A 21,512-nucleotide genomic window follows, 5' to 3' on the forward strand; every position below is an offset into this window, starting at 1 on the left:
ACTGCCACGCACGTTGCACGGCAGAGGTCAGTTCAGTCGTCGCGCATTAACTCACTGGCCTTTCATGGCCGCTGTCAGCTTGTCCACGTTGTAGCGAAACATCGCCACGTAGGTCGCCGCCGGGCCGTCTGCGGGTGACAGCGATTCCACATACAGCTCGCCGCCCGGGTGCGCGCCGCTGGCTTTGGCGATCTGCTGCACCAGGCGCGGGTCGCCAGAGTTTTCGAAGAAGTAGGCGCCGACATGCTCCTGCTTGATCTGATTGATCAGCTTGCCGACGTCAGCTGCCGAGGCTTCGGTTTCAGTGGAAAAGCCCAGCGGCGAGAGAAAGGTCACACCATAGGCATCGCCGAAATAGCCGAAGGCGTCGTGGGACGTCAGCACTTTGCGCTGTGCGACCGGGATGGTGCTGATCTGCGCGCGTGCGTAGGCGTCCATGTCCTGCAGTTGGGCGATGTATTTCTCACCGTTGGCTTTGTAATCGGCGGCATTGTCCGGGTCAGCTTTCTGCAGCGCCTTGATGATGTTTCTGACGTAAACGACGCCGTTTACCGCGCTGTTCCAGGCATGGGGGTCGGTGATCTTCTTGCCATCTTCTTCCATGCTGCGGGTCATGATCCCGTCAGACAGCACGACGGGCTGGCCTTTGTAGCCGGAGGCGGTAATCAGCCGATCCAGCCAGCCCTCCAGATGCAAGCCGCTGACAAATACTACGTCGGCTTTTTTCAGCGCCTGGGCGTCATTGGGGGTGGGCTCGTAGACGTGGGGGTCGCCGTTGGGCCCGATGAGCGAGGTCACGTGCACGTGATCACCGCCAACGTTGTGCACCATGTCGGCGATGACGGTGAAGGATGCGACGGTCTCCAGGGTTTTTGCATGGGCGAAGTTGGCCAGGCCCGACAACGCCAGCGCGGCGGTCAGAAGCGTGAAACGTTTCATGGTGGTTTCCTTGCGGTAAGAGGACGATCAGCCGGACAGATGAACCCTCGGGAACAGCCGGCGTACAAAACCGCTGCGTCCAAAGAACAGTGAGAACCCGTAGAAGGCGCTGGCGGTGAGCACGATGGCCGGGCCCGAAGCGACGCTGGCATGGTAGGAGACGATCAGGCCGATGAAGCCCGAGAGCGTCGCCACGGCGGTCGAAATCACGATCATGCCGGTGAGCGAACGTGCCCAGAACCGCGCGACCGTGGCGGGCAGCATCATCATGCCGACGGCCATCAGCGTGCCCAGCGCCTGAAACCCCGCCACCAGATTGAGCACCACCAGCAGCAGAAACAGCACGTGATACAGCGAACCGCGACCGCCCACCGCGCGCAGGAAACCCGGGTCGAAGCATTCGAGGATCAACGGGCGGTAGATCAGCGCCAGCAGAATCAAGGTGAATGAAGCGATGCCGCCGACCATGAAAATCGCCTGATCGTCGATCGCCAGAATGGTGCCGAACAGCACGTGAAGCAGGTCAACGTTTGAACCGTGCAGGGAGACGATCAGCACGCCGGCGGCCAGCGATGTCAGGTAAAAACTGGCGAAGCTGGCGTCTTCGCGCAGTGTTGTGTAACGGCTCACCAACCCTGATAACAACGCCACCGCGAGACCTGCGATCAGGCCGCCAAAGCCCATGGCCGGCAATGACAACCCGGCAAACAGAAACCCCACGGCGGCACCCGGCAACACCGCATGACTCATGGCGTCGCCCACCAGACTCATGCGCCGCAGCATCAGCAGCACGCCGACCGGGCCGGAGCCGATGCCCAGCGCCAGGCACGCCACCAGGGCGCGGCGCATAAAACCGAAATCAACGAAGGGCTGGATCAGCAGGCTATAGAGCGTCACAGCGTTTGCTCCGCATCGGCGTCGCACGGCTGTGCGTCAGGGTTCCAGTGCTCGGCCATGTTCTTGGCGCGGCGCAGGTTGTCTTCGTTGAGGATGTCGGCGGTGTCGCCCCAGGCGATGATTTCCCGGGCCAGCAACAGCGTGCTCGGAAAATGCTGACGCACTTGCTCGATGTCATGCAGCACCGCAATGACGGTGCGGCCCTGGCCATGCCAGGTGCGGATCAACTGCAGCAAGTCCCGCGTGGTGCGCGCGTCGATGGCGGTGAAGGGCTCGTCGAGCAAAATCACCGAAGCGTCCTGCAATAAAAGCCGGGCGAACAGCACGCGCTGAAACTGACCCGACGACAGCGAACTGATACTGCGTTGCTCGAATCCTGCCAGGCCCACGGCCTCCAGCGCCTCCTGGGCCTGTTGCGCATGTTGTCGCGTAGCGCCCCTGAATGCGCCGATGCTGCGCCAGGCGCCCATCATCACGGTGTCGGCCACGCTGAGCGGAAAGCTGCGGTCGATTTCCGCGGCTTGCGGCAGATAACCGATGTGTCGCGTCGCCAACTGGTTGCGCTCGACGCGCCCAACGGCGGGTTTGAGCGTGCCGGCGATGGCTTTGATCAGCGTGGATTTACCGGCACCGTTGGGGCCGACGATCGCCGTCAGGCTGCCCGCCGCGAATCGGCCGTTCGCGTGATGCACCGCTGGCCGGCGCTCGTAGGTCAGTGTCAGGTCGTGGAGGTCGATGGCAGCGCTCATGGAATCGCCACCGCCCAGGCAACGCCGATCCACAGCAAGACCAGCACGGCGAGGGAAATCAGCACGCGCTTGCCGGCCGATTGGGCCAGTGCGGACGTTGCAAGGGAGGGAGAGAGCCGGGAATCGCGTTTCACAAAAGGGGCTGCCTGAAATACTTTGTTATAGTATTACATCACCTTTGACATGATCTGCAAAGCGTGATTTGGGTGAAGTTCAGGGACGCGACAGTTTGCAGCATGCTGTTGAGGGTGGCGTTTCCCCGGGGCGATAAACCCTGTAGTTTTCGATCACTTTTCTCTTTGCCAGGATGATTTCCATGACCGCTTCTCACCGGCGTCCGGTACCCCTCGCCAAATGCTATCGCCTGCTTAACCACGGCCCGACTGTCTTGATCAGCGCTGCCCACGACGGTCAACGCAATATCATGGCGGCGGCGTGGGCGATGCCGCTGGACTTCCAGCCGCCGAAAGTGACTGTGGTGCTGGATAAGTCGGTGTGGACGCGGCAGTTGCTCGAAGGCTCCGGGACGTTCGTGATCAACGTGCCGACCCTCAGCCAGATCGATATCGTCGAAACAGTCGGCTCGACCTCAGGGCTGGACATCTCCCAAGAGCAGGGCCTGGATAAATTCAAAGCGTATGGGCTGGAGACCTTCGCGGGCTCCCACGTTGAAGCGCCGTTACTGGAAGGCTGTGCGGGCTGGCTGGAGTGCCGTTTGATTCCCGAGCCGCACAATCAGAGCGCGCATGATCTGTTCATCGGCGAAGTGGTCGCAGCGTGGGCGGATGAGCGCGTGTTTTCCGAAGGGCACTGGCATTTCGAGGGGCATGACGCGCTGCGCACCCTTCACCATGTGGCGGGCGGGCATTTTCTGGTGATCGGCGATGGCGTAGATGGCAAGGTGCTGCAGCGATCCGCTGACTGACCCAAGCCGGGCTGGACAGGGCCGCGCCCCATGCTGGACGGGGCGCGGTGAAACAGGTTTCAGTGGCTGGACGTGGATACAGTTCAGTCCTTCGACAACTCGCCGTTGACCAGACGCCAGGTCTTCAACGGATTGCTGACTTTCAACGCGGGGGGCAGCAGCGAGTCTGGCACGTTCTGATAACAAACAGGGCGCAGGAAGCGGTCGATAGCGGTGGCGCCCACCGAGGTGCTGCGGCTGTCGGAGGTCGCCGGGAAGGGCCCGCCATGTACCATCGAATAACTCACTTCGACGCCGGTGGGGAAGTCGTTGAACAGAATCCGTCCCGCCTTGCGCTCCAGGATTGGCAGCAGCGCCTGGGCGGTCGCTTCGTCGCCGTCGTCGAATTGCAGCGTCACGGTCAGTTGACCATCGAAGCTGGCAGCGACCTTCTGCAGATCGGCGACGTCGGTGCAGACGATGAGCAGCGCGCTTGGCCCGAAGTTTTCGTCCTCCAGCGCAGGATTAGCCAGGAAGGTGGCCGAGTCGGTGCGGAAGAAGGCCGGGCGGGCCTGGAATGAGCCTTCGGCCTCCTGACCTTGCGCCACCAGCGTCACGCCTCGCGCAGTGTGCAGATTATTCAGACCGTTGCAGTAAGCGCCGTGTATGTTCGGCGTCAGCATGGTGGTTGGCAGCTTGTCGGACAGCGCTTTGGCTGAGGCCGACACGAAGGTTTCCAGCGCGTCGCTTTCCAGTGCCAGCAGGATGCCCGGGTTGGTGCAGAACTGCCCGGCGCCCATGACCAGCGATTCGACAAAACCCTTGGCGATGGTTTCGGCGCGTGCCAGCAAAGCAGCGGGCAGCAGGAACACCGGATTGATGCTGCTCATCTCGGCATAGACCGGGATTGGCACCGGCCGCGCTTGAGCCGCCGACACTAGGGCCAGACCGCCACGGCGGGAGCCAGTGAAGCCTACCGCCTGAATCAATGGGTGACTCACCAGCGCCTGGCCGACGGCAATGTCCTTATCGATCAGCAATGAGAAAACGCCTTCCGGCATGCCTGTGTCGCGCGCCGCTTTCTGAATCACGCGTCCCACCAGTTCGCTGGTGCCCAAGTGAGCGGGGTGTGCCTTGACGATGACCGGGCAGCCGGCCGCCAGCGCTGAAGCGGTGTCGCCGCCGGCGACCGAAAAGGCGAGGGGGAAGTTGCTCGCGCCGAACACCGCCACCGGCCCAAGACCGATGCGCCGCAGACGCAGGTCGGCGCGCGGCAGGGGCTGGCGCTCCGGCATTGCAGTATCGACCACAGCGCCGTGCCAGCGTCCATCACGCAGCAGACTGGCAAACAGTTTCAGCTGATTGACCGTACGCATCCGCTCGCCTTCAAGGCGCGCCTTGGGCAGGCCGCTTTCGAGATGGACACGCTCGATGAGGACATCGCCCAGATCCAGTAGGCCTTGGGCGATGGCTTCAAGGAAGCTGGCGCGTTGGTCGTCACTCAATTGCCGGTAGCGGTCGAATGACGCTTCGGCCAGTTCGCACGCAGCATTGACGTCATCCGCCGTGCTGGCGCCAAACGACGGTGTCAGGGGTTCACCCGTGGCGGCGGCGAGCGCAAACACCTCCCCGGCCTGACCCCGCACAGTGCGTTGTCCGATGATGGTTTCACCAAGAATCTGCATTGCTCAACACCTCTCGAGGGCGGCGACCGTCAATTGGCACCGCTGTGGCCAGCCCCTGAGGTTACATCATGGCGCTGCGATCGCCACTGGTCCGGGTGTTGAGCTTGCTTTTGAGCTTATGGCCGCGCTTAGTGCTGCAGCTTATTGCTGAACGGCGCTGAACCCTTCAAACGCCGTCTGCTGCTGGATCGCGCTGACAATGTTCTTGCGCGTGGCGGGCTGCTGGTTGCCGTCCTTGTCCACGAACACCTCGCTCTGCAGCTCGGCCTCATCGCCTTCACCGACGAACGAGAACCCGAGGAATTCATAGGCTTCGCGGTCAGCGTTGGCTTTCGAGCGTGGCGTGCGCAGGGGCAGGGTGACGCTGGCGCCGTCCTTGCTGATGACGAAAACCTCGGCATCCTTCTTCGGCCGCGCCGCTTTGCTCTTGCCGCCGCTCGGGTTGCTGACCGCTTGATGCGTCTGGTTCAGTACCTTCAACGCCAGGCTGTAGACGAGCTCTTGAAAACTTGAGTCGTCCTTGTAGCTGGAGAGAATCCGGCTGATCGGAAACTTCGCGCTCAAGTCCTCAAGGGCGGCCATGTCGGCGGCTTCGGCGTCCTTGAGCTGTTTGAGCTGACCCATCAGCTCGTAGGCCTGGTCGTCATCGAATCGGTCATGGGCGGCGCGTATCGCCAGGCGCAGATCGCGAATCTGGTCGCTTTCCTTGGCGCTCTGGAAGGCGTCGAGCACCATCTCGCTGATGGTTTTGGCCTGTGGCACATGTTGTGAAAGGTTGATGGCTTCTTCGTAGGCTTGCTTCGACGACACGGCGTTTGCCGCCGGATCGGTATGGGAATCAGACATTGAACATCCACTGCTTCGTTAACTGGGGTTGAGGCGCGAAAAGCTCGGAGCGTTTCGAGGGGCGTAATCTATTGGACGAGGGCGCGGTTGTCACGGATTGCCGCTTGCGTCCGGACCACAGGGCGATTGGCGCTGGGCGAGCGCAGACGACAACATCAAAAAGCCCGGCAATTGCCGGGCTGGTCTTACACGCAGGTGCCACCTTTATGGTGCGAGCCCGTCCCGCCCGTTGGATGCGTCCCTTTCGGGCACGCCGACGCGGAAAGTGAAACGATTGAAAGCAGAGCGACCAGTCCAGCGATAGCGATCTTTTTCATATTGCCTCCGTGCACTGCGAGATGCAGTACAGGGCTATCGGCGTATTGGGATCCCGCTTTAGGCGCAGGACGCCAGAAACAACAAAGCCCGCACAAGGCGGCTTTTGTCGGCTCCGACCGCTCGGCAGGGAGGGCAGAGTTAAAGCTCGCTATGGGTCTGGCTCAGGATGAGTTCTGCACATATGCCGCCTCTTGCCAGATTATAGATTTGTAAGGTGCCGCCAATTTTGCGAGTCACCATCTGTACGATGGCTAATCCCAAGCCCGCGCCATTGGCATTGCCTCTGCTATAAAATCGCTCAAACAGTCTTGCAAGTTCCCCTTCATCGATTCCCGGCCCGGTGTCTTCAACCCTCAAGCAGGCCATGCCCCCTTCGTCCTTTCGCACCACCACAGTGACCTCGCTCCCTGGAGAAGAAAAGTTGAGGGCATTGGTCACCAGGTTCTGCAGTGCAATGGCTAACGCAGCCGGCTCGGTTTCTACCCAACACTCTTCGTCCCCTTCCAGCACCAGTTCCACGCCTTTTTCGATGGCCAGGGGCGTCAATTCGGCCAACTCTTCACGTACCAGTTCGGTGAGCTGCACGCGGCTGCGCTTGGGGGTGTTCAGTTGCGGTTCGATGCGGGCCATGGTTAGCAGTTGGCTACCGATGCGGGTGGCGCGATCGACCCCGTTGACCAGGAAGTCCAACGCTTCACGCCGTTGTTCGGCTGTTGCAGCACTTTGGGCGTTTTGCGCGTGGATACGCAGTATGGCCAAGGGCGTGCGCAGTTCGTGGGCGGCGTCGGCAATGAAGCGGCGTTCGCGCTCCAATACATCATCCACCTGGATCAACAGACGGTTCAGGGCGGTTTGCATCGGTTCAAGATCGGTGGGCAGTGGCTTGAGGTGCAGCGGTTGCAAGGTCTCGGCGGTCCGCCCGCGGATTTTGCGGGCCATGACGCGCAGGGGTTTGAGGCCCCAGCCGATCACCAGCCAGATCAACACGGTGAGCAGTGGCACCCCGATCAGTGTGGGCCAGAGGGTGTGGCGCATGATGCGTTGAATCAGGTCCTGGCGAATATCGTCGCGCTCGCCTACCCAGATGAGCAGGCCCTGTTGCGGGTCGGCAAGGAGGAAGGCGCACCAGTCGTTGCCGTTGTCCATGAGGTCGTGGAAGCCGAAGGTAGCTGGCGGTGCGGCCAACACTGGCGCTTCGGCGGAACGTACCAGCAACTGACCGTCATTGCGCCACACCTGGAAAGTCAGGCGGGTTTCGTAAGGGTGCGCCACGCCTCCTTCACCCACTCGGCTCATGGCTTGGTCAAACGCTTGGTACAAGCGGTTCCAATCCGCTTCGCCAGCGTCGCCCTGGCGCAACACGCCTTGCAGCAGGCGTGCGCTTTGGGCGAGTTGGGCGTCGTAGACTTCCTCGATTTCGTGGTGGCTGTCACCCAGCACCAGCCAACTGATCAACGCGTCGCCGAGCAGAATCAGCATCAGTACCGGGGCGAGAATACGTGCGCGTACGGAATTCATGGCTTAAGCACCAGTACATAGCCAACGCCGCGCACTGTGCGGATCAGCTCGGTGGATAACTTTTTGCGCAGGTTATGAATCAACACTTCCAATGTGTTGCTTTCGACGCGGTCCTGCCAGCCGTACAGGGCGCGGGACAGGCGTTCGCGTGTCACCACTTTGCCGGGGCGCACCATTAGTTGGTGCAGCAACTGGTATTCCATGGGGGTAACGGTGATGTCCTCATGGAGGAATCGCACTTGCTGATTGGCCGGATCGAGGCTGATGCCAGCGTGTTCGAGCACGGGTTGCGCGCGACCCTGACTCCGGCGCAACAGGGCACGCACGCGAGCCTTGAGCTCCTCGACATCAAAGGGTTTGACCAGGTAGTCGTCGGCGCCGGCGTCTAGCCCGGCGATGCGTTCGGCGGTGCCGTCGCGGGCGGTGAGGATGAGCACCGGCACGTCGTGCTGTTCGGCGCGCAGTTGCTGCAACAGGTCAAGGCCGTCCAGGCGTGGCAGGCCAAGGTCGAGCAGCAACAAGTCGAAGCTCTCGGTGCGCAGGGCGTGCAGGGCCGCGATGCCGTCCTGCAGCCAGTCCAGCGTGTAGCCCTCGGTGCCCAACGCCACGCGAATCCCCTGGCCGAGAGCTCGATCATCTTCGACGAGGAGTAGGCGCATGGCAAAAATCTCTGTAAGGAATCGGCGGCATCATGCCGGGTTCTGGCCGGGGCTATTTCAGCAAAGATGTTACGGCTCGTTGCCAACTAAGGTTGCTTTAAGGTTGGTTTTGCACTGTGCCGTTTCCCGCATCTGCCGAGAAATTTTCCATGCGCAAAATTCTGCTGCTGTCCCTGATCATTGCTAGCCCCCTGGCCGTCGCCGGCCCGCAATGCACCACTGCCGAGCGTTCGCAGTGGCAAGACGAAAAAGACTTCCAGGACAAGCTTAAGGCCCAAGGCTACGAGATCAGCAAGTTCAAGGTTACCGATGGCAACTGCTACGAGATCTACGGCTTTGACAAGGATAAGCGCAAAGTCGAGATCTACCACGACCCGGTCACCGGCAAAGCCGTGAAGACTGAGATCAAAGGCTGATGCCAGAGAAATCCCTGCGCCTGTGGGACCCGCTGGTAAGGCTGTTTCATCTGTCTATCGCAGGGGTCTTCATCGCCAATTACTTCTTTAACGAAGCGGGCGAGGGCTGGCATGTCTGGCTGGGTTACTACGCCATGGCCTGGCTGCTGGTGCGTGCAGTATGGGGTTTCGTGGGGCCGCGCAGTGCGCGTTGGGTGGATTTTTGGCCCACACCACAACGTCTAAAAACTCACCTGCGCTCTCTGCTGAATGGCCGGCCGCAACATCGCCTGGGCCATTCGCCCATTGGCGCGCTGGTGATGCTGTTGATGTTGCTGGCGCTGCTGTGCATCGGCATCAGCGGCTTCCTGATGCAGGAAGTCGACGCGCTGTGGGGCTCCGACTGGCCGCTGCAAGTCCACGAAACCGCTGCCAATGTGCTGTTGGGCCTGGTCTGCGTGCATGTACTGGCGGCGGTGTTTGAAAGTATCCAAGTGCGGGACAACCTGCCGTTATCCATGCTCACCGGTCGCAGGAAGCGCCTGCCGGATAAGCGCGTGCAGTCATCCTCAATCTGACAGGTCCCCTATGCGCTCCGCCCTATTGATTTGCAGCCTGCTGGCAGTGTTTTTCGCTGCATGGCAAAGCCACCCGTCCCATGTGCTGGCGCCGTTTGCCCAAGCCACCCCGAATACCTCTCAGATGGCGACACCGGCGCAGTACAGCAGCCGGTTCGTGTCCACTCAACTCACCGACTTTGTGCATTCTTCGTCCGTCACCGCTCTGCCCAACGGCGATTTGATGGCGGTGTGGTTCGCTGGCTCCCGTGAAGGCGCGGCTGATGTGCAGGTGCGTACCGCACGCTTTGATGCGCGCAGCGGTGAGTGGGGCGGCGAGCAGGTGCTGGCCACGCGCGAAAGCACCCGCGACGGCACCCGGCGCTACATTCGCAAACTGGGCAACCCGGTGATTGCGATGGGGCCGGATCAACGCCTGTGGATGTTTTATGTATCGGTGTCGGTGGGCGGGTGGGCCGCCAGTGCGATCAACCTGATGGTTTCGAACGACCTTGGCGCCAGTTGGTCGGCACCGAGACAGCTGGTGACATCGCCGTTTTTCAATATCAGCACCCTGGTGCGCGCCGCGCCGGTGTTTCATGCCGACGGCTCAATTGGTTTGCCCGTGTACCACGAATTTATGGGTAAGTTTGCCGAATACCTGTACCTGAGCGTCGACGGCGCAGTGATCGACAAATTCCGCATCAGTCGGGGCAAGAACTCACTGCAACCGACTATCGTGCCGCTTGATGGTAAGCGCGCTGTGGCGATGTTGCGTTATGCCGGCGACACCCATCACCGCGTGCTGGCTAGCCGCACCGAAGACGCTGGGCAAACCTGGAGCGAACCATACCCTTTGGAGCCAGCCAACCCCAATTCGTCACTGGCGGCGGTGGGCACGGTGGACGATGGTCTGCTGGTGGCCCTCAACGACCTGCAGGACGGGCGCTTCAAACTCAGCCTGTACGGCACCGACGCTCAGCTCAATCACTGGCGCACGGTGGTGCAACTGGACGAGTCGCCGGATCCGCTTGGTCAACCGTTCGCCCCCGAGGCCTACAAGGAGATCATCGGTGAGGGTTTCCGTGCATCGAGCGGCGCTAAACGCCTGCCATTGGCGGAGCGCTTTCTCAGCAGTCTGGATTACCGAGTGTGCAAACCGGCGGGCTGCGATTTCGAATACGAATACCCGTACTTCAGCCGTAGCCCGGACGGTATGTACCACTTGGTGTACTCGTGGAATAACACCTTTATCAAACATGTCAGCTTCAACGAAGCCTGGCTGGCGGAGCGCCTCTGATGTTTTCCCTGTGGCAGGCCCATTTGAGTTTCGTGCTGCTGGGGTTTGTGGCCCTATGCGCGCTGCGGTTTACCGCGCCCATACGACCGTGGCTGCTGCCGGCGCTGGTGGCGGTGAGTTTTATTCCGGTCAATGAGCTGCCGTTGGCGGCGTATGTGCGCAGTTTTACCGATGATCTGGCCATCAGCACTTTGGTGCTAATGACGTGGGCAGGGTTGTGCCGGTTGGGGCTGGTTTTGCCCGGCAGCCGTCAGCACCACGTGCAGATAGTGTTGCTATTTGGCCTGCTCGGCCTGGTGCTGTACCCGGCCACGCTGGGCCTGACGTATTTCGACCCCTACCGCTGGGGCTTCAACCCTCGGCCGATGATTGTGCTATTGGCCGCAATTGCGCTGTTGATGCTGTGGCTGCGCAATGCGCTGGCAGTGTGGATGCTGGCGATAGGCACATTGGCGTTCGCCTTGCGGCTCAAGGCTTCGGAAAACTACTGGGATTATCTGGTCGACCCGCTGTTGACCGGTTATTGCCTGATCGCCGGTGCGGGGCTGTTGATCAGTAGCACCTGGCCCCTCCTTATGAAATGGCACAGAGGTCAATGATGGGGGCGTTGCAATCACGCCGCCTGCGCTACGGCGTGGGCGCGATCGGATTGGTATTTGCGTTGCTGGCGGCGTTGCGGCTGGTGTTCGTGCTGGGTTTTTCCGGCCTGCGGTTAGACACCCCAAGGCTGCTGGAAACCTTGGGTGTCGGCCTGCGTTTCGACTTGCGCCTGGCTGTGTTGCTATTGCTGCCGCTGACAGTGCTCGCATGGTTGCCACGCTGGAACCTCACTACGGTACCGGCCCTGCGCTGGCTGGCGCGCGTTTATCTGGCCATCGCGCTGGCCGTGGTCGGCCTGGTCTACGTCATCGACTTCGGCCACTACGCCTACCTGGGTGTGCGCATCAATGCGACGGTGCTGCGCTACCTGCAGGACGCGCAGATTTCACAGCAGATGGTGTGGGAAACCTACCCGGTGCTGTGGATAACCGCAGGCTGGCTGGCGATCGTGGCGCTTTGGGTGTGGGCGCTGTTTTGCCTGGAGCGAGTCACCCTGCATCGCTCCCCAGCGTCCATCACCAAGTGGGCACTGGCCTCGGCCTCGGTCCTGGGGGTTGTCGCGGTGCTGTTGGCTTTGCTCGGCCGCGTCGCCCATCTCAATCTGGAAAACCCGGTGCCCCTGCGCTGGAGTGATGCGTTCATTTCCGGTAACAGCCAAGTGGCCGCCGTGGGCTTGAATCCGGTGCTGTATCTGTACGACACGCTCAAGATCGGCCAATTGCAATTCGATGAGCCCAGCGTGCGCAAGCACTACCCGCAAGTCGCCGCTTATCTGGGGGTTGAGCAACCCGACGCGCAGGCACTGGATTTCATCCGTAAACAAGGTGTGCAGCCTTATCGCCTGGCCGGCGAGCGTCCGCCGAACGTGATCTTCGTGATGCTCGAATCCCTCGGCACCAGTGCCGTCGGGGCCTACGGCAACCCGCTCAATCCCACGCCGAACCTGGACAAACTGGCCGCACAAAGCTGGTTCTTCAAGCATTTCTATGTGCCCGTCACAGGGACGGCCAAAACCGTATGGGCCAGCATCACTGGCGTGCCGGACGTGACCCGCCAGGATACGGCTACGCGCAACCCGCTGGTCACGCGGCAGCACACGTTGATCAACGCGTTCGAGGGGTACCAGAAGTTCTACATGATCGGTGGCAACGCCGGCTGGGCGAACATCAACGCGCTGATCCGCCAGAGCATCAACGGCGTGCAGCTTTATGATGAAAGCCACTGGCGTTCGCCCCGAGTGGATGTGTGGGGCGTCTCCGACCTGGACCTGTTCAAGGAAGGTGATCAACTGCTGCGCGGTGTGCCCAAGGACCAGCCATTCTTCGCCTATCTGCAAACCTCGGGCAACCATCGGCCGTTCACCATTCCCACGCAAAACGACGGCTTCCAGGCCAAAGAGGTGACGCTGGAGCAAGTCCAGGCCGCTGGCTCGCGCAGCGTCGAGCAATACAACGCCGTGCGCCTGCTTGATTACAACATCGGGCGCCTCATGGAAATTGCCAAGGCGGGCGGCTATTACGACAACAGCATTTTTGTGTTCTTCGGAGACCACAACACGCGCATCAGCCAGATCCCGCACATGGCCCCGGCTTTCGAACAACTGGGCCTGGAAAGCAACAACGTGCCGCTGCTGATCCATGCACCCGGCCTGCAACCTCGGGTCATCGAGGAGGCCGTCGGTCTTGTGGACTTGCTGCCTACGGTGGCCGGCATGGCGGGCATGCCCTTCAGCAATGGCGCAATGGGCCGGGATATCCAGCAGCCGGCACCAGAGGGCGAACGTGTGGTGCCGCTGGTACTGCGCGAGGGCATGTTCCCGATCATCGGCGGTGTTACCCAGGACTTCCTGCTGCAGATGCAGCACGACGGCAGTTCGCCGACCCTACATGATCTGGCATCGCCCACGCCGCGTGATGATGTGGCCGCGCAACACCCTGAGGAGTTTCGTCGCTTGAGTGGGCTGACCCGGGGGCTGCATGAAACGGCTCGGCTGATGCTCTATCGCAATATTCCCTGATGCTCCGGTTTTCAAGCCGGATGACTGAGAGCCCTATCCAGTCCAGGCAATGGGTGGCGTTCTTGGTCTTGCGGGAAGGGTGGGGCGGAGAGAGGAGAAAAGCCAGAAACAACAAAGCCCGCACAAGGCGGGCTTTGTTGAGGTACTTGGTGGCTACACAGGGACTTGAACCCCGGACCCCAGCATTATGAATGCTATGCTCTAACCAACTGAGCTATGTAGCCAAGTGGCGCGCATTATTCGCTCAGATCGAATATGTGTCAAGCGTCTCTTTCAAAAAATTTATCCACACGATCAATCGGTTAGCCTCCCCACTCTCCAACCATTCCTCATCCCTGCACGTCGGTGACAGTTTCACTCCCTACGCTGAGTGCTTTTGCCCCACTTTCGCGCACGCCGCGTGCACCGTCCTCGGACTCATGCCCAGTTTGATGGCTTCGTGCTATCGGTCCAGTTCTTGCTTATGCCTGCCGCATCGCTGCCGTTATAGACGGAAGCGGCGGCAGATCTCGATAAGCCCACATGCGCCACTTGCTCAAAAGATGGACGGTTATCGTTTTCAAAACACAGACATGGCATTTTGCCGGTAAGAATGTAAGGCAGGCCAGCGATGATCATTCGTCGTTTAGCGTTTGTCGGTGAGGAGTAGTCGGCTATGCAGAGTCTTTTGTCGCCAGGAATCCGACTGCTCGGACGTCTCGGGTTCGCGCGCAAGTTTCAGGTGCTCTTCTTTCTGTTTATTTTGCCACTTGCGGGTAGCCTGTGGATGATCGGGCAGGATTACCGCAGCAAGCTGGAGGTGATTTCTCAGGAGCAAGCCGGTGTGCGCCAGCTCATGGCGCTCGATGCGCTGGATGTGCAGCTGACGGCCCAGCGCAACCGCGCCGCGCGCTGGAAGGCCGCTGACATTCTCCATGATCCGACGCCAGCCGCGAAGGCAGCCATGAACGCACTGGATGCTGCCAACCCTGAACTGACCCGATCTCTTGCGTCCCTTGGTGATGAACTCAAGGCACAGAACGCCAGCACTGACATCATGACGCGGTATCAAGCGCTGCAGGCCTCGGTCAAAGGTATGGATTCGGAATCCCTGCGCACCGTTGGCTGGTGGCCGGATGGCTACGATCGCTTTACCTCTGCGCTTACGGCGCTGCAAAGTCTGCGTGAACAGATCGCCATGGACAGCGGTTTGATCCTCGATCCGTGGCTTGAAACCTACCTGTTGATGCAGATCGCCACGCAGCAGGCGCCGGACCTTGTCGAGCGGGTAGGGCGCATGGCAAGTATCGGCCAGTCGTCGATCGCGTCCGGGCAGTTCTCGTTGCAAAGCCGTCTTCAGATGCGCGACCTGCGCAGTCGCATCGGCGACGCCCGTGATCAATTGGTCAAGGCCGTGGGTTCGCTCAAAGCCAAGGCCTATCCCGGCATGGAGGTCTGGACGCGTCAGTATGAAGACAGCCTCCAACGTCTCGATACCGAACTGAAAGTGCTCGACGACGGTGTGTTCGGCGGCAGCATCAAACTCGACCCGGCCGCGTTCGAGCGCAGCGTCGACAGCGTGAGCGAAGGCTTGGCGGCCCTGCGCAAGCAGTCACTCTCGTCGCTCACCAGCCGGCTCGATTATTACCATGAACAGGCCACCCAGCAGTTCGTGCCGGTGGCTGCCATTTTCAGCGTTCTTGCTCTCGCAGCGCTGTATCTCTTCATGTGCCTCCAAGCGTCAATCCAGCGCAGCGCCAAAGGCATCACCACGCTGGCCGAATCGCTGCGGGACGGCAATCTGTGCGTCGAAGTCGCCGTCGAGGGGCGCGACGAACTGGCTGCCATCAGCACCGCACTCAACGTTGCGGTGGTGCAACTGCGCACCAGTCTGCTGGGCGTCAACCACGAAACCCAGCAACTGGGCTCTGCGGTGCTGACCCTCAACGCGCAGTCCGGCAGCACGCTCAACGAAGTCGAAGACCAACAGCAGCAGATCAGCCAGATCGCGGCGGCCGCCACCGAGCTGGCCGCGACGTCCATGGGCGTCGCCCGCAGCTGTGAAGCGGCGTCCGGCAGCGCCCAGGCCACTCGTCGCATCGCCGAGGACAGCAGCCGCGACAGTCAACGCACCACGGCGAGCATTCAGCAACTGAACCAGAAGCTGACCGACACCGCTAACGCGTTGAGCAAGGTCAGCGAGCAGGGGCAGCAGATCCAGTCCGTGGTGGACACCATTCGCGGCATCGCCGAGCAGACCAATCTACTGGCGCTCAATGCCGCCATTGAAGCGGCGCGTGCGGGCGAGCAGGGTCGTGGCTTCGCCGTGGTCGCCGACGAAGTGCGCAGTTTGTCGCAGCGGACCCAGGCGTCGACCGCGCAAATCGCCGGGACCGTGGACAGCCTGCGCTCGACCGTCAGCCAGGCCGTCAACCTGATGGAAGCAGCCTGTGGTCAGGCAGTGAGTGATGCGCAATCGGTGACCGGGCTGGGCGAGCGGCTGGAAGAGATCGCCAGCGCCGTACAGATCGTTACTGACACCCTGGCGCAGATCGCCACGGCAGTTGAAGAACAGGCCGCCACGGCGGACGAGGTCAGCGGCAACATCCAACAGGTGGATCAGGCTGCAGGCCGCTTGCTGGACGGCGCGCGTGCGGTCAATCAGGCTGCAGACACCCTGACAAAAGGCAGCCGGGCCTTGAGTGACAACACCGCGAGATTCCGGTTGGGGTAAGTCGCGCAGGCAAGGCATGAGGAGGATTGGCGTGCACGTCTCCTGCGTGCGAGTGCGGCGTGGGTTGAAAGACGAAAGGCTTGCGAAGTATAAGATTCGTCGCTTGCACATCGTCTTTTGAAACCCATCGCCGTAGGGGATTTTTTCCATGACCGATAGCAGTGCCGCAGGTGCGGCGGTTTATTCACCCCTGACGTTAGCGTTATACGACGCCTGGGTGCTCGGCATTTCCAATCGGTATGCCTGGCGCTGCCCGACCGATGAGGCGCTGTTGCCGTTCTTCCGCGCCAATATTCGTGCACACCATCTGGATATCGGCGTCGGCACCGGCTATTACCTGGCGAAAGCCAATCTGCCGCCGGACACCCAAATCACTCTGATGGACCTTAACCCCAGCAGCCTCGCCGCTGCCAAGCGCAGAATCGGACGGCCAGACACGCGCACCCTTCAGCATGACGTCATGACGCCGATCCCGGGGAACGAGCGTTTCGATTCGATATCCCTGTTCTACCTCCTGCACTGCCTGCCTGGCCCGCTGGACGCCAAGGCGGCGATCTTCGCTCACCTCAAGCACAACTTGAACCCGGACGGCGCGTTGTTTGGCGCGACGATTCTAGGGGATGAGGCAGGACATAACGGCTTCGGCCGCAAGCTGATGGCGGTGTACAACAAGAAAGGCATCTTCGGAAATAGCCAGGACACGCAGGCCGGTTTCGAAGCGCATTTGCGGACGCACTTTCGCGACGTAACGCTCAAACGCGAAGGCGTGGTTATGCTGTTTCGCGCAGCGCAACCGATCGTCTGAACCGTGCCGCGACAGGTGCGTTGTGCAAGCGGATGCAAACCGCAGAAAGCACAAAGCCCGCGGATCACGGAGTGATGCGCGGGCTTTGACGTTCAACGGGGTTCGTGGATAGCCACGAGCGCGTTAGACGTTGAAGCGGAAGTGCAGAACGTCGCCGTCCTTGACGATGTAGTCCTTGCCTTCCAGGCGCCATTTGCCTGCTTCCTTGGCACCGGCTTCACCTTTGTACTGAATGAAGTCGTTGTAGGCGACGCATTCAGCGCGGATGAAGCCTTTTTCGAAATCGGTGTGGATCACGCCGGCAGCCTGTGGCGCGGTGGCGCCGACACGGACGGTCCAGGCACGAACTTCTTCGACACCGGCAGTGAAGTAGGTCTGCAGGTGCAGCATTTCGTAGCCGGCACGGATCACGCGGTTCAGGCCAGGCTCTTCAAGGCCCAGGGCCTCCAGGAACATGTCCTTTTCTTCGCCGTCGTCGAGTTCGGCGATTTCCGCCTCGATCTTGTTGCAGACCGGCACCAGCATCGCGCCTTCTTCTTCGGCGATGGCGCGAACCACATCCAGGTGCGGGTTGTTCTCGAAACCGTCTTCAGCGACGTTGGCGATGTACATGACCGGTTTGGTGGTCAGCAGATGGAAGCCCTTGATCACGGCTTTCTCATCGGCGCTCATGCTCTTCATCAGGCTGCGCGCAGGTTTGCCCAGCGTGAAGTGAGCGATAAGTTGCTCCAGCAGGCCTTTCTGGACCACTGCGTCCTTGTCGCCGCCCTTGGCGTTGCGCGTAACCTTCTGCAGTTGCTTCTCGCAGCTGTCTAGGTCGGCGAAGATCAGTTCCAGATCGATGATCTCGATGTCGCGCTTCGGGTCGACGCTGTTGGAAACGTGAATCACGTTCTCGTCTTCGAAGCAGCGCACCACGTGAGCAATGGCGTCGGTTTCGCGGATGTTGGCGAGAAACTTGTTGCCCAGGCCTTCACCTTTGGATGCACCGGCTACCAGCCCGGCGATGTCGACGAATTCCATCGTGGTCGGCAGGATGCGCTTCGGGTTGACGATGTCGGCCAGGGCCTGCAGGCGCGGGTCCGGCATGGGCACGATGCCGGTGTTCGGTTCGATGGTGCAGAAGGGAAAGTTCTCCGCCGCGATACCGGATTTGGTCAGGGCGTTGAACAGGGTGGACTTGCCGACATTGGGCAGGCCGACGATGCCGCAGTTGAATCCCATGGTGTTTCCCCTCGAGTGATGTCAGGCCTTCTGGCTGTGCAGGACGCGCATCGCCTTGGCGAAGTCGCCAGCGAGTACATCCGGCAGCACGCCGAGGGCAAAGTCGATGCTGGCATCCAGTTTTTCCTGCTCGGCGCGTGGCGCTCGACCCAGGACGAAGTTGGACACCAGACTGGCGTCGCCCGGGTGGCCAATGCCAAGCCGCAGGCGGTGGAAGCCGTTCTGGTTGCCGAGCTGCGCAATGATGTCGCGCAGCCCGTTATGCCCGCCGTGCCCGCCACCCAGTTTGAGTTTGGCGACGCCCGGAGGCAGGTCGAGTTCGTCGTGGGCCACCAGAATGGCTTGCGGAGGAATCCGGAAGAAACCCGCCAGAGCTGCGACGGACTGGCCGCTGCGGTTCATGTAGGTGGTGGGAATCAGCAGACGAACGTCTTGGCCCTGATGACTGAATTTAGCCGTCAGGCCGAAATATTTGCGGTCAGCGGTCAGATTGACACGCTGTGCGCTGGCAATGCGCTCAACGAAAAGAGCCCCTGCGTTATGCCGGGTCTGTTCGTATTCGTGGCCTGGATTTCCCAGGCCGACGATCAGTTGGATGGCGGTCACGTCAGGGGCTCTTCCTTGGGTCGAGTGTGATGATGGCAAGCATCATCACGGGTCAACCGGCTAGCGAGTAATAATTACTCGGCTTCGCCTTCTGCGGTGCCTTCTTCTTCGTCCTGGACGATGCGAGGAGCGTGGACGTTAGCGATGTCCAGGTCCTTGCCGTGCGCCAGAGCGACGAATTCAACACCTTTAGGTGCTTTAACGTCGGACAGGTGAACGTTGTCGCCGATTTCCAGAGCGCCCAGGTCAACTTCGATGAACTCAGGCAGGTCTTTTGGCAGGCAGGTCACTTCCAGCTCAGTGGTAGTGTGCGAGATCTCGCCGCCTTTCTTGACCGGTGCTTCTTCGTTGATGAAGTGCACTGGAACGATAGCGGTCAGTTTCTGGCCAGCTACAACGCGGATGAAGTCAGCGTGCATGATGAACTGCTTGGCAGGGTGACGCTGCATCGCTTTAACGATGACGTTCTGCTTGGCGCCAGCAATGTTCAGCTCGATAACGTGGCTGTAGGCAGCTTCGTTTTCGAACATCTTGGCGAGTTCTTTGGCTTCGATGGTGATCGAAGTCGCTTCCTGGCCACCACCGTAAACAACGGCTGGGACGGAGGCGGCGAGACGACGCAGGCGGCGGCTCGCACCTTTCCCCAGGTCAGTACGCGCTTGGGCGTTCAGAGTAAATTCGTTCATTTTGCATCTCCAATATAGCCATGACCGAGCGGCGTTTGCGACCAGCGCCAGACACGGTATGGGCAAAAAAGCCCCGCCCCGGCATTGAGTGTCGGGGCGGGGCGCTTTTCGTCAACGGATGGTTCGGCAGGGCAGGGCCCTTATCGGAACATCGCGCTGATCGATTCTTCGTTGCTGATGCGACGCATCGCCTCAGCGACTACCGGTGCGATATCCAGTTGACGGATACGGTCACAGGCCTGTGCTGCAGCGGACAACGGGATGGTGTTCGTTACCACCAGTTCGTCCAGCACGGAATTTTCGATGTTCTCGATCGCACGGCCCGACAGAACAGGGTGTGTGCAATACGCGAAGACCTTGGCAGCGCCGTGTTCCTTCAGCGCCTTGGCCGCATGGCACAAGGTGCCTGCGGTATCGACCATGTCGTCGACGAGAATACAGGTACGGCCTTCAACGTCACCGATGATGTGCATCACTTCGGAGTGGTTGGCCTTCTCGCGGCGCTTGTCGATGATGCCCAGATCGACGCCCAGGGATTTGGCAACGGCACGTGCACGCACGACGCCGCCGATATCCGGGGAGACAATCATCAGGTTTTCGAAGCGTTGGTCTTCAATGTCATCCACCAGAACCGGGGAGCCGTAGATGTTATCTACGGGAATATCGAAGAACCCTTGAATCTGGTCAGCGTGCAGGTCGACAGTCAGCACACGGTCGATACCGACGACGGTGAGCATGTCCGCAACCACTTTAGCGCTGATGGCCACACGGGCGGAACGCGGACGGCGATCTTGGCGGGCATAACCAAAGTAAGGGATTACAGCAGTGATACGAGTGGCCGAGGAGCGACGGAAGGCATCAGCCATCACGACGAGTTCCATCAGGTTATCGTTGGTCGGAGCGCAGGTCGGCTGGATAATGAAGACGTCTTTACCGCGAACGTTTTCATTGATCTCAGCGGTAATCTCACCGTCGGAAAACTTTCCAACAGAGATGTCACCGAGAGGGATATGCAGCTGACGTACGACACGCCGAGCCAGATCGGGGTTGGCGTTCCCCGTAAAGACCATCATCTTGGACACGCGCAGTACCTGGAGGCTTAGGGTATGCCTGGATGACTATAGGAAAATGGCAGGGGCGGCTGGATTCGAACCAACGCATGGCAGGATCAAAACCTGCTGCCTTACCGCTTGGCGACGCCCCTGTATCTGTTGCACGAGTGCCTGGCACTCGGTTCCTTTTAGAGCAGTGCTTGTAACTTCCGGTGCAACATCGAGATGTTTGCGCCTTTTGCTACAAACCCTGTAAGGGTCTCTGTAAGAAGGGCCGAGACTTTATCAGCTTCAGCTTTGCTTGGGAAGGCCCCAAACACACAACTTCCAGTTCCGGTTAATTTTGCTTCGGTAAATTTACCTAACAAATTCAAAACGTTACCAACTTCTGGATATCGCTTCGTTACAACCGGTAAGCAGTCGTTTCGACTGTTTCCCTTGGGAACGGGGCGCACTTTAATGGGCGGAGTGTCACGTGTCAACAGCGGATCTGAAAAAATTTCTGCTGTACTTACAGATACTTGCGGCACCAGCACCAGATACCAGGGTTCTTCGGGGTTTGCAGGGGTCAGTATCTCGCCGACGCCCTCAGCAAAAGCGGCATGCCCGCGCACGAAAACCGGGACGTCTGCCCCAAGCGTGAGGCCCAGCGCCGCCAGGCGATCTTCATCCCAGCCAAGCTGCCAGAGATGATTCAGGCCGAGCAGTGTGGTCGCCGCATCGGAGCTTCCGCCACCGATGCCGCCACCCATGGGCAGGATTTTTTTCAGCCAGATATCGACGCCGAGCGGGCAACCGGATTGCTCTTTGAGGGCGCGAGCGGCTCTGACGATCAGGTTACTGTCGTGGGGAACGTCGGCAATTTCCGTCTGCAGGCGCACTTCACCGTCATTGCGAAGCGCGAAACTGAGTTCGTCGCCGTAATCGAGAAACTGAAACAGCGTCTGCAGTTCGTGATAACCGTCTGCGCGGCGTCCGGTGATGTGCAGCATGAGATTCAGTTTGGCAGGGGCGGGCAGTGTCAGTCGGGCTTGCGACATGC

21 protein-coding genes and 2 tRNA genes are annotated in these 21,512 nt (G+C 60.4%); 8 read left to right on the forward strand and 15 right to left on the reverse strand.

Features of this window, described 5'->3' with window-relative positions; genetic code table 11:
• Positions 1-51: 51 nt before the first annotated feature.
• From EC919_RS05050 to EC919_RS27080, 4 genes are read right to left on the reverse strand one after another with little or no spacing between them, the layout of a single operon-like run.
• Positions 52-939 carry a metal ABC transporter substrate-binding protein gene (locus EC919_RS05050; RefSeq protein WP_133771833.1) on the reverse strand — a complete coding sequence of 296 codons (888 nt, stop codon included), beginning with the start codon at positions 937-939 and terminating at the stop codon, positions 52-54.
• A gap of 27 nt (positions 940-966) precedes the next feature.
• On the reverse strand, positions 967-1,836 hold the full coding sequence (locus tag EC919_RS05055) for a metal ABC transporter permease (protein ID WP_133771835.1): 870 nt from the start codon (positions 1,834-1,836) through the stop codon (positions 967-969).
• Positions 1,833-2,585, reverse strand: coding sequence for a zinc ABC transporter ATP-binding protein AztA (aztA, locus tag EC919_RS05060; protein ID WP_133771837.1), 753 nt, complete (start codon positions 2,583-2,585; stop codon positions 1,833-1,835). Before aztA ends, EC919_RS05055 begins: the two co-directional genes overlap by 4 nt.
• Positions 2,582-2,719: a hypothetical protein gene (locus EC919_RS27080; protein ID WP_166650490.1), complete on the reverse strand. Its 138-nt coding sequence runs from the start codon at positions 2,717-2,719 to the stop codon at positions 2,582-2,584. Before EC919_RS27080 ends, aztA begins: the two co-directional genes overlap by 4 nt.
• A 182-nt stretch (positions 2,720-2,901) precedes the next feature.
• On the opposite strand from EC919_RS27080, the gene EC919_RS05065 reads away from it, so the two are divergent.
• Positions 2,902-3,510 (forward strand): flavin reductase family protein, encoded by a 609-nt coding sequence (locus EC919_RS05065; protein WP_133771839.1) that lies wholly within the window; start codon positions 2,902-2,904, stop codon positions 3,508-3,510.
• A gap of 83 nt (positions 3,511-3,593) precedes the next feature.
• Here the strand turns inward: EC919_RS05065 and EC919_RS05070 are convergent, their stop codons facing one another.
• From EC919_RS05070 to EC919_RS05085, 4 genes are all read right to left on the reverse strand, one after another.
• Positions 3,594-5,174, reverse strand: a complete 1,581-nt coding sequence (locus EC919_RS05070) for an aldehyde dehydrogenase (NADP(+)) (RefSeq protein WP_133771841.1) — start codon at positions 5,172-5,174, stop codon at positions 3,594-3,596.
• Between the two features lie 141 nt (positions 5,175-5,315).
• Positions 5,316-6,020: a hypothetical protein gene (locus tag EC919_RS05075; RefSeq protein ID WP_133771843.1), complete on the reverse strand. Its 705-nt coding sequence runs from the start codon at positions 6,018-6,020 to the stop codon at positions 5,316-5,318.
• A gap of 456 nt (positions 6,021-6,476) precedes the next feature.
• On the reverse strand, positions 6,477-7,856 hold the full coding sequence (locus EC919_RS05080; protein WP_133771844.1) for a sensor histidine kinase: 1,380 nt from the start codon (positions 7,854-7,856) through the stop codon (positions 6,477-6,479).
• Entirely contained in the window at positions 7,853-8,515 is a 663-nt protein-coding gene (locus EC919_RS05085; RefSeq protein WP_133771846.1) for a response regulator, read from the reverse strand. Before EC919_RS05085 ends, EC919_RS05080 begins: the two co-directional genes overlap by 4 nt.
• Positions 8,516-8,664: 149 nt before the next feature.
• On the opposite strand from EC919_RS05085, the gene EC919_RS05090 reads away from it, so the two are divergent.
• Genes EC919_RS05090 through EC919_RS05110 form a run of 5 tightly spaced genes read left to right on the forward strand, consistent with a single transcriptional unit; the run spans position 8,665 to position 13,384 of the window.
• Positions 8,665-8,931, forward strand: a complete 267-nt coding sequence (locus EC919_RS05090; protein ID WP_133771854.1) for a PepSY domain-containing protein — start codon at positions 8,665-8,667, stop codon at positions 8,929-8,931.
• Positions 8,931-9,488 carry a cytochrome b/b6 domain-containing protein gene (locus EC919_RS05095; protein ID WP_133771856.1) on the forward strand — a complete coding sequence of 186 codons (558 nt, stop codon included), beginning with the start codon at positions 8,931-8,933 and terminating at the stop codon, positions 9,486-9,488. Before EC919_RS05090 ends, EC919_RS05095 begins: the two co-directional genes overlap by 1 nt.
• Positions 9,489-9,498: 10 nt before the next feature.
• The gene (locus tag EC919_RS05100) at positions 9,499-10,767 is read left to right on the forward strand and encodes a sialidase family protein (protein ID WP_133771858.1); all 1,269 of its coding nucleotides are present in this window, start codon (positions 9,499-9,501) and stop codon (positions 10,765-10,767) included.
• Complete coding sequence (locus tag EC919_RS05105) at positions 10,767-11,366, forward strand: hypothetical protein (protein WP_133771860.1); 600 nt, start codon at positions 10,767-10,769, stop codon at positions 11,364-11,366. The genes EC919_RS05100 and EC919_RS05105 overlap by 1 nt, the downstream gene beginning before the upstream one ends.
• Positions 11,366-13,384 carry an LTA synthase family protein gene (locus tag EC919_RS05110; RefSeq protein WP_133771862.1) on the forward strand — a complete coding sequence of 673 codons (2,019 nt, stop codon included), beginning with the start codon at positions 11,366-11,368 and terminating at the stop codon, positions 13,382-13,384. Before EC919_RS05105 ends, EC919_RS05110 begins: the two co-directional genes overlap by 1 nt.
• 147 nt (positions 13,385-13,531) lie before the next feature.
• On the opposite strand, the gene EC919_RS05115 is transcribed toward EC919_RS05110, so the two are convergent.
• Positions 13,532-13,608, reverse strand: a tRNA-Met gene (locus tag EC919_RS05115).
• 431 nt (positions 13,609-14,039) lie between these two features.
• On the opposite strand from EC919_RS05115, the gene EC919_RS05120 reads away from it, so the two are divergent.
• Together EC919_RS05120 and EC919_RS05125 are read left to right on the forward strand one after the other, a co-directional pair.
• The gene (locus EC919_RS05120; RefSeq protein ID WP_133771864.1) at positions 14,040-16,097 is read left to right on the forward strand and encodes a methyl-accepting chemotaxis protein; all 2,058 of its coding nucleotides are present in this window, start codon (positions 14,040-14,042) and stop codon (positions 16,095-16,097) included.
• 148 nt (positions 16,098-16,245) lie between these two features.
• Positions 16,246-16,902: a class I SAM-dependent methyltransferase gene (locus EC919_RS05125; RefSeq protein ID WP_133771866.1), complete on the forward strand. Its 657-nt coding sequence runs from the start codon at positions 16,246-16,248 to the stop codon at positions 16,900-16,902.
• A 123-nt stretch (positions 16,903-17,025) separates the two neighbouring features.
• Here the strand turns inward: EC919_RS05125 and ychF are convergent, their stop codons facing one another.
• From ychF to ispE, 6 genes are all read right to left on the reverse strand, one after another.
• Entirely contained in the window at positions 17,026-18,126 is a 1,101-nt protein-coding gene (gene ychF, locus EC919_RS05130; RefSeq protein WP_065991776.1) for a redox-regulated ATPase YchF, read from the reverse strand.
• A 21-nt stretch (positions 18,127-18,147) separates the two neighbouring features.
• Entirely contained in the window at positions 18,148-18,732 is a 585-nt protein-coding gene (gene pth / locus EC919_RS05135; RefSeq protein WP_133771868.1) for an aminoacyl-tRNA hydrolase, read from the reverse strand.
• Between the two features lie 74 nt (positions 18,733-18,806).
• Positions 18,807-19,418 carry a 50S ribosomal protein L25/general stress protein Ctc gene (locus EC919_RS05140; protein WP_065991778.1) on the reverse strand — a complete coding sequence of 204 codons (612 nt, stop codon included), beginning with the start codon at positions 19,416-19,418 and terminating at the stop codon, positions 18,807-18,809.
• A 140-nt stretch (positions 19,419-19,558) separates the two neighbouring features.
• A complete protein-coding gene (locus EC919_RS05145) occupies positions 19,559-20,500 on the reverse strand; it encodes a ribose-phosphate pyrophosphokinase (RefSeq protein ID WP_037018241.1) in 942 nt (313 codons plus the stop codon).
• 47 nt (positions 20,501-20,547) lie between these two features.
• A tRNA-Gln gene (locus EC919_RS05150) sits at positions 20,548-20,622 on the reverse strand.
• Positions 20,623-20,658: 36 nt separating this feature from the next.
• Positions 20,659-21,510 (reverse strand): 4-(cytidine 5'-diphospho)-2-C-methyl-D-erythritol kinase, encoded by an 852-nt coding sequence (gene ispE, locus EC919_RS05155; RefSeq protein ID WP_133771870.1) that lies wholly within the window; start codon positions 21,508-21,510, stop codon positions 20,659-20,661.
• Positions 21,511-21,512 lie beyond the last annotated feature (2 nt).

The sequence above is a fragment of the Pseudomonas graminis genome, from assembly GCF_004364335.1.
Lineage (GTDB): Bacteria > Pseudomonadota > Gammaproteobacteria > Pseudomonadales > Pseudomonadaceae > Aquipseudomonas > Aquipseudomonas graminis_D.

Excerpts from the sequence above, each read along its gene's own strand:
- EC919_RS05050 (WP_133771833.1), bottom strand. The coding sequence starts at position 939 with ATGAAACGTTTCACGCTTCTGACCGCCGCGCTGGCGTTGTCGGGCCTG.
- aztA (WP_133771837.1), bottom strand. The coding sequence starts at position 2,585 with ATGAGCGCTGCCATCGACCTCCACGACCTGACACTGACCTACGAGCGC.
- EC919_RS05065 (WP_133771839.1), top strand. The coding sequence starts at position 2,902 with ATGACCGCTTCTCACCGGCGTCCGGTACCCCTCGCCAAATGCTATCGC.
- EC919_RS05070 (WP_133771841.1), bottom strand. The coding sequence starts at position 5,174 with ATGCAGATTCTTGGTGAAACCATCATCGGACAACGCACTGTGCGGGGT.
- EC919_RS05075 (WP_133771843.1), bottom strand. The coding sequence starts at position 6,020 with ATGTCTGATTCCCATACCGATCCGGCGGCAAACGCCGTGTCGTCGAAG.
- EC919_RS05080 (WP_133771844.1), bottom strand. The coding sequence starts at position 7,856 with ATGAATTCCGTACGCGCACGTATTCTCGCCCCGGTACTGATGCTGATT.
- EC919_RS05085 (WP_133771846.1), bottom strand. The coding sequence starts at position 8,515 with ATGCGCCTACTCCTCGTCGAAGATGATCGAGCTCTCGGCCAGGGGATT.
- EC919_RS05090 (WP_133771854.1), top strand. The coding sequence starts at position 8,665 with ATGCGCAAAATTCTGCTGCTGTCCCTGATCATTGCTAGCCCCCTGGCC.
- EC919_RS05095 (WP_133771856.1), top strand. The coding sequence starts at position 8,931 with ATGCCAGAGAAATCCCTGCGCCTGTGGGACCCGCTGGTAAGGCTGTTT.
- EC919_RS05100 (WP_133771858.1), top strand. The coding sequence starts at position 9,499 with ATGCGCTCCGCCCTATTGATTTGCAGCCTGCTGGCAGTGTTTTTCGCT.
- EC919_RS05105 (WP_133771860.1), top strand. The coding sequence starts at position 10,767 with ATGTTTTCCCTGTGGCAGGCCCATTTGAGTTTCGTGCTGCTGGGGTTT.
- EC919_RS05110 (WP_133771862.1), top strand. The coding sequence starts at position 11,366 with ATGGGGGCGTTGCAATCACGCCGCCTGCGCTACGGCGTGGGCGCGATC.
- EC919_RS05120 (WP_133771864.1), top strand. The coding sequence starts at position 14,040 with ATGCAGAGTCTTTTGTCGCCAGGAATCCGACTGCTCGGACGTCTCGGG.
- EC919_RS05125 (WP_133771866.1), top strand. The coding sequence starts at position 16,246 with ATGACCGATAGCAGTGCCGCAGGTGCGGCGGTTTATTCACCCCTGACG.
- ychF (WP_065991776.1), bottom strand. The coding sequence starts at position 18,126 with ATGGGATTCAACTGCGGCATCGTCGGCCTGCCCAATGTCGGCAAGTCC.
- EC919_RS05140 (WP_065991778.1), bottom strand. The coding sequence starts at position 19,418 with ATGAACGAATTTACTCTGAACGCCCAAGCGCGTACTGACCTGGGGAAA.
- ispE (WP_133771870.1), bottom strand. The coding sequence starts at position 21,510 with ATGTCGCAAGCCCGACTGACACTGCCCGCCCCTGCCAAACTGAATCTC.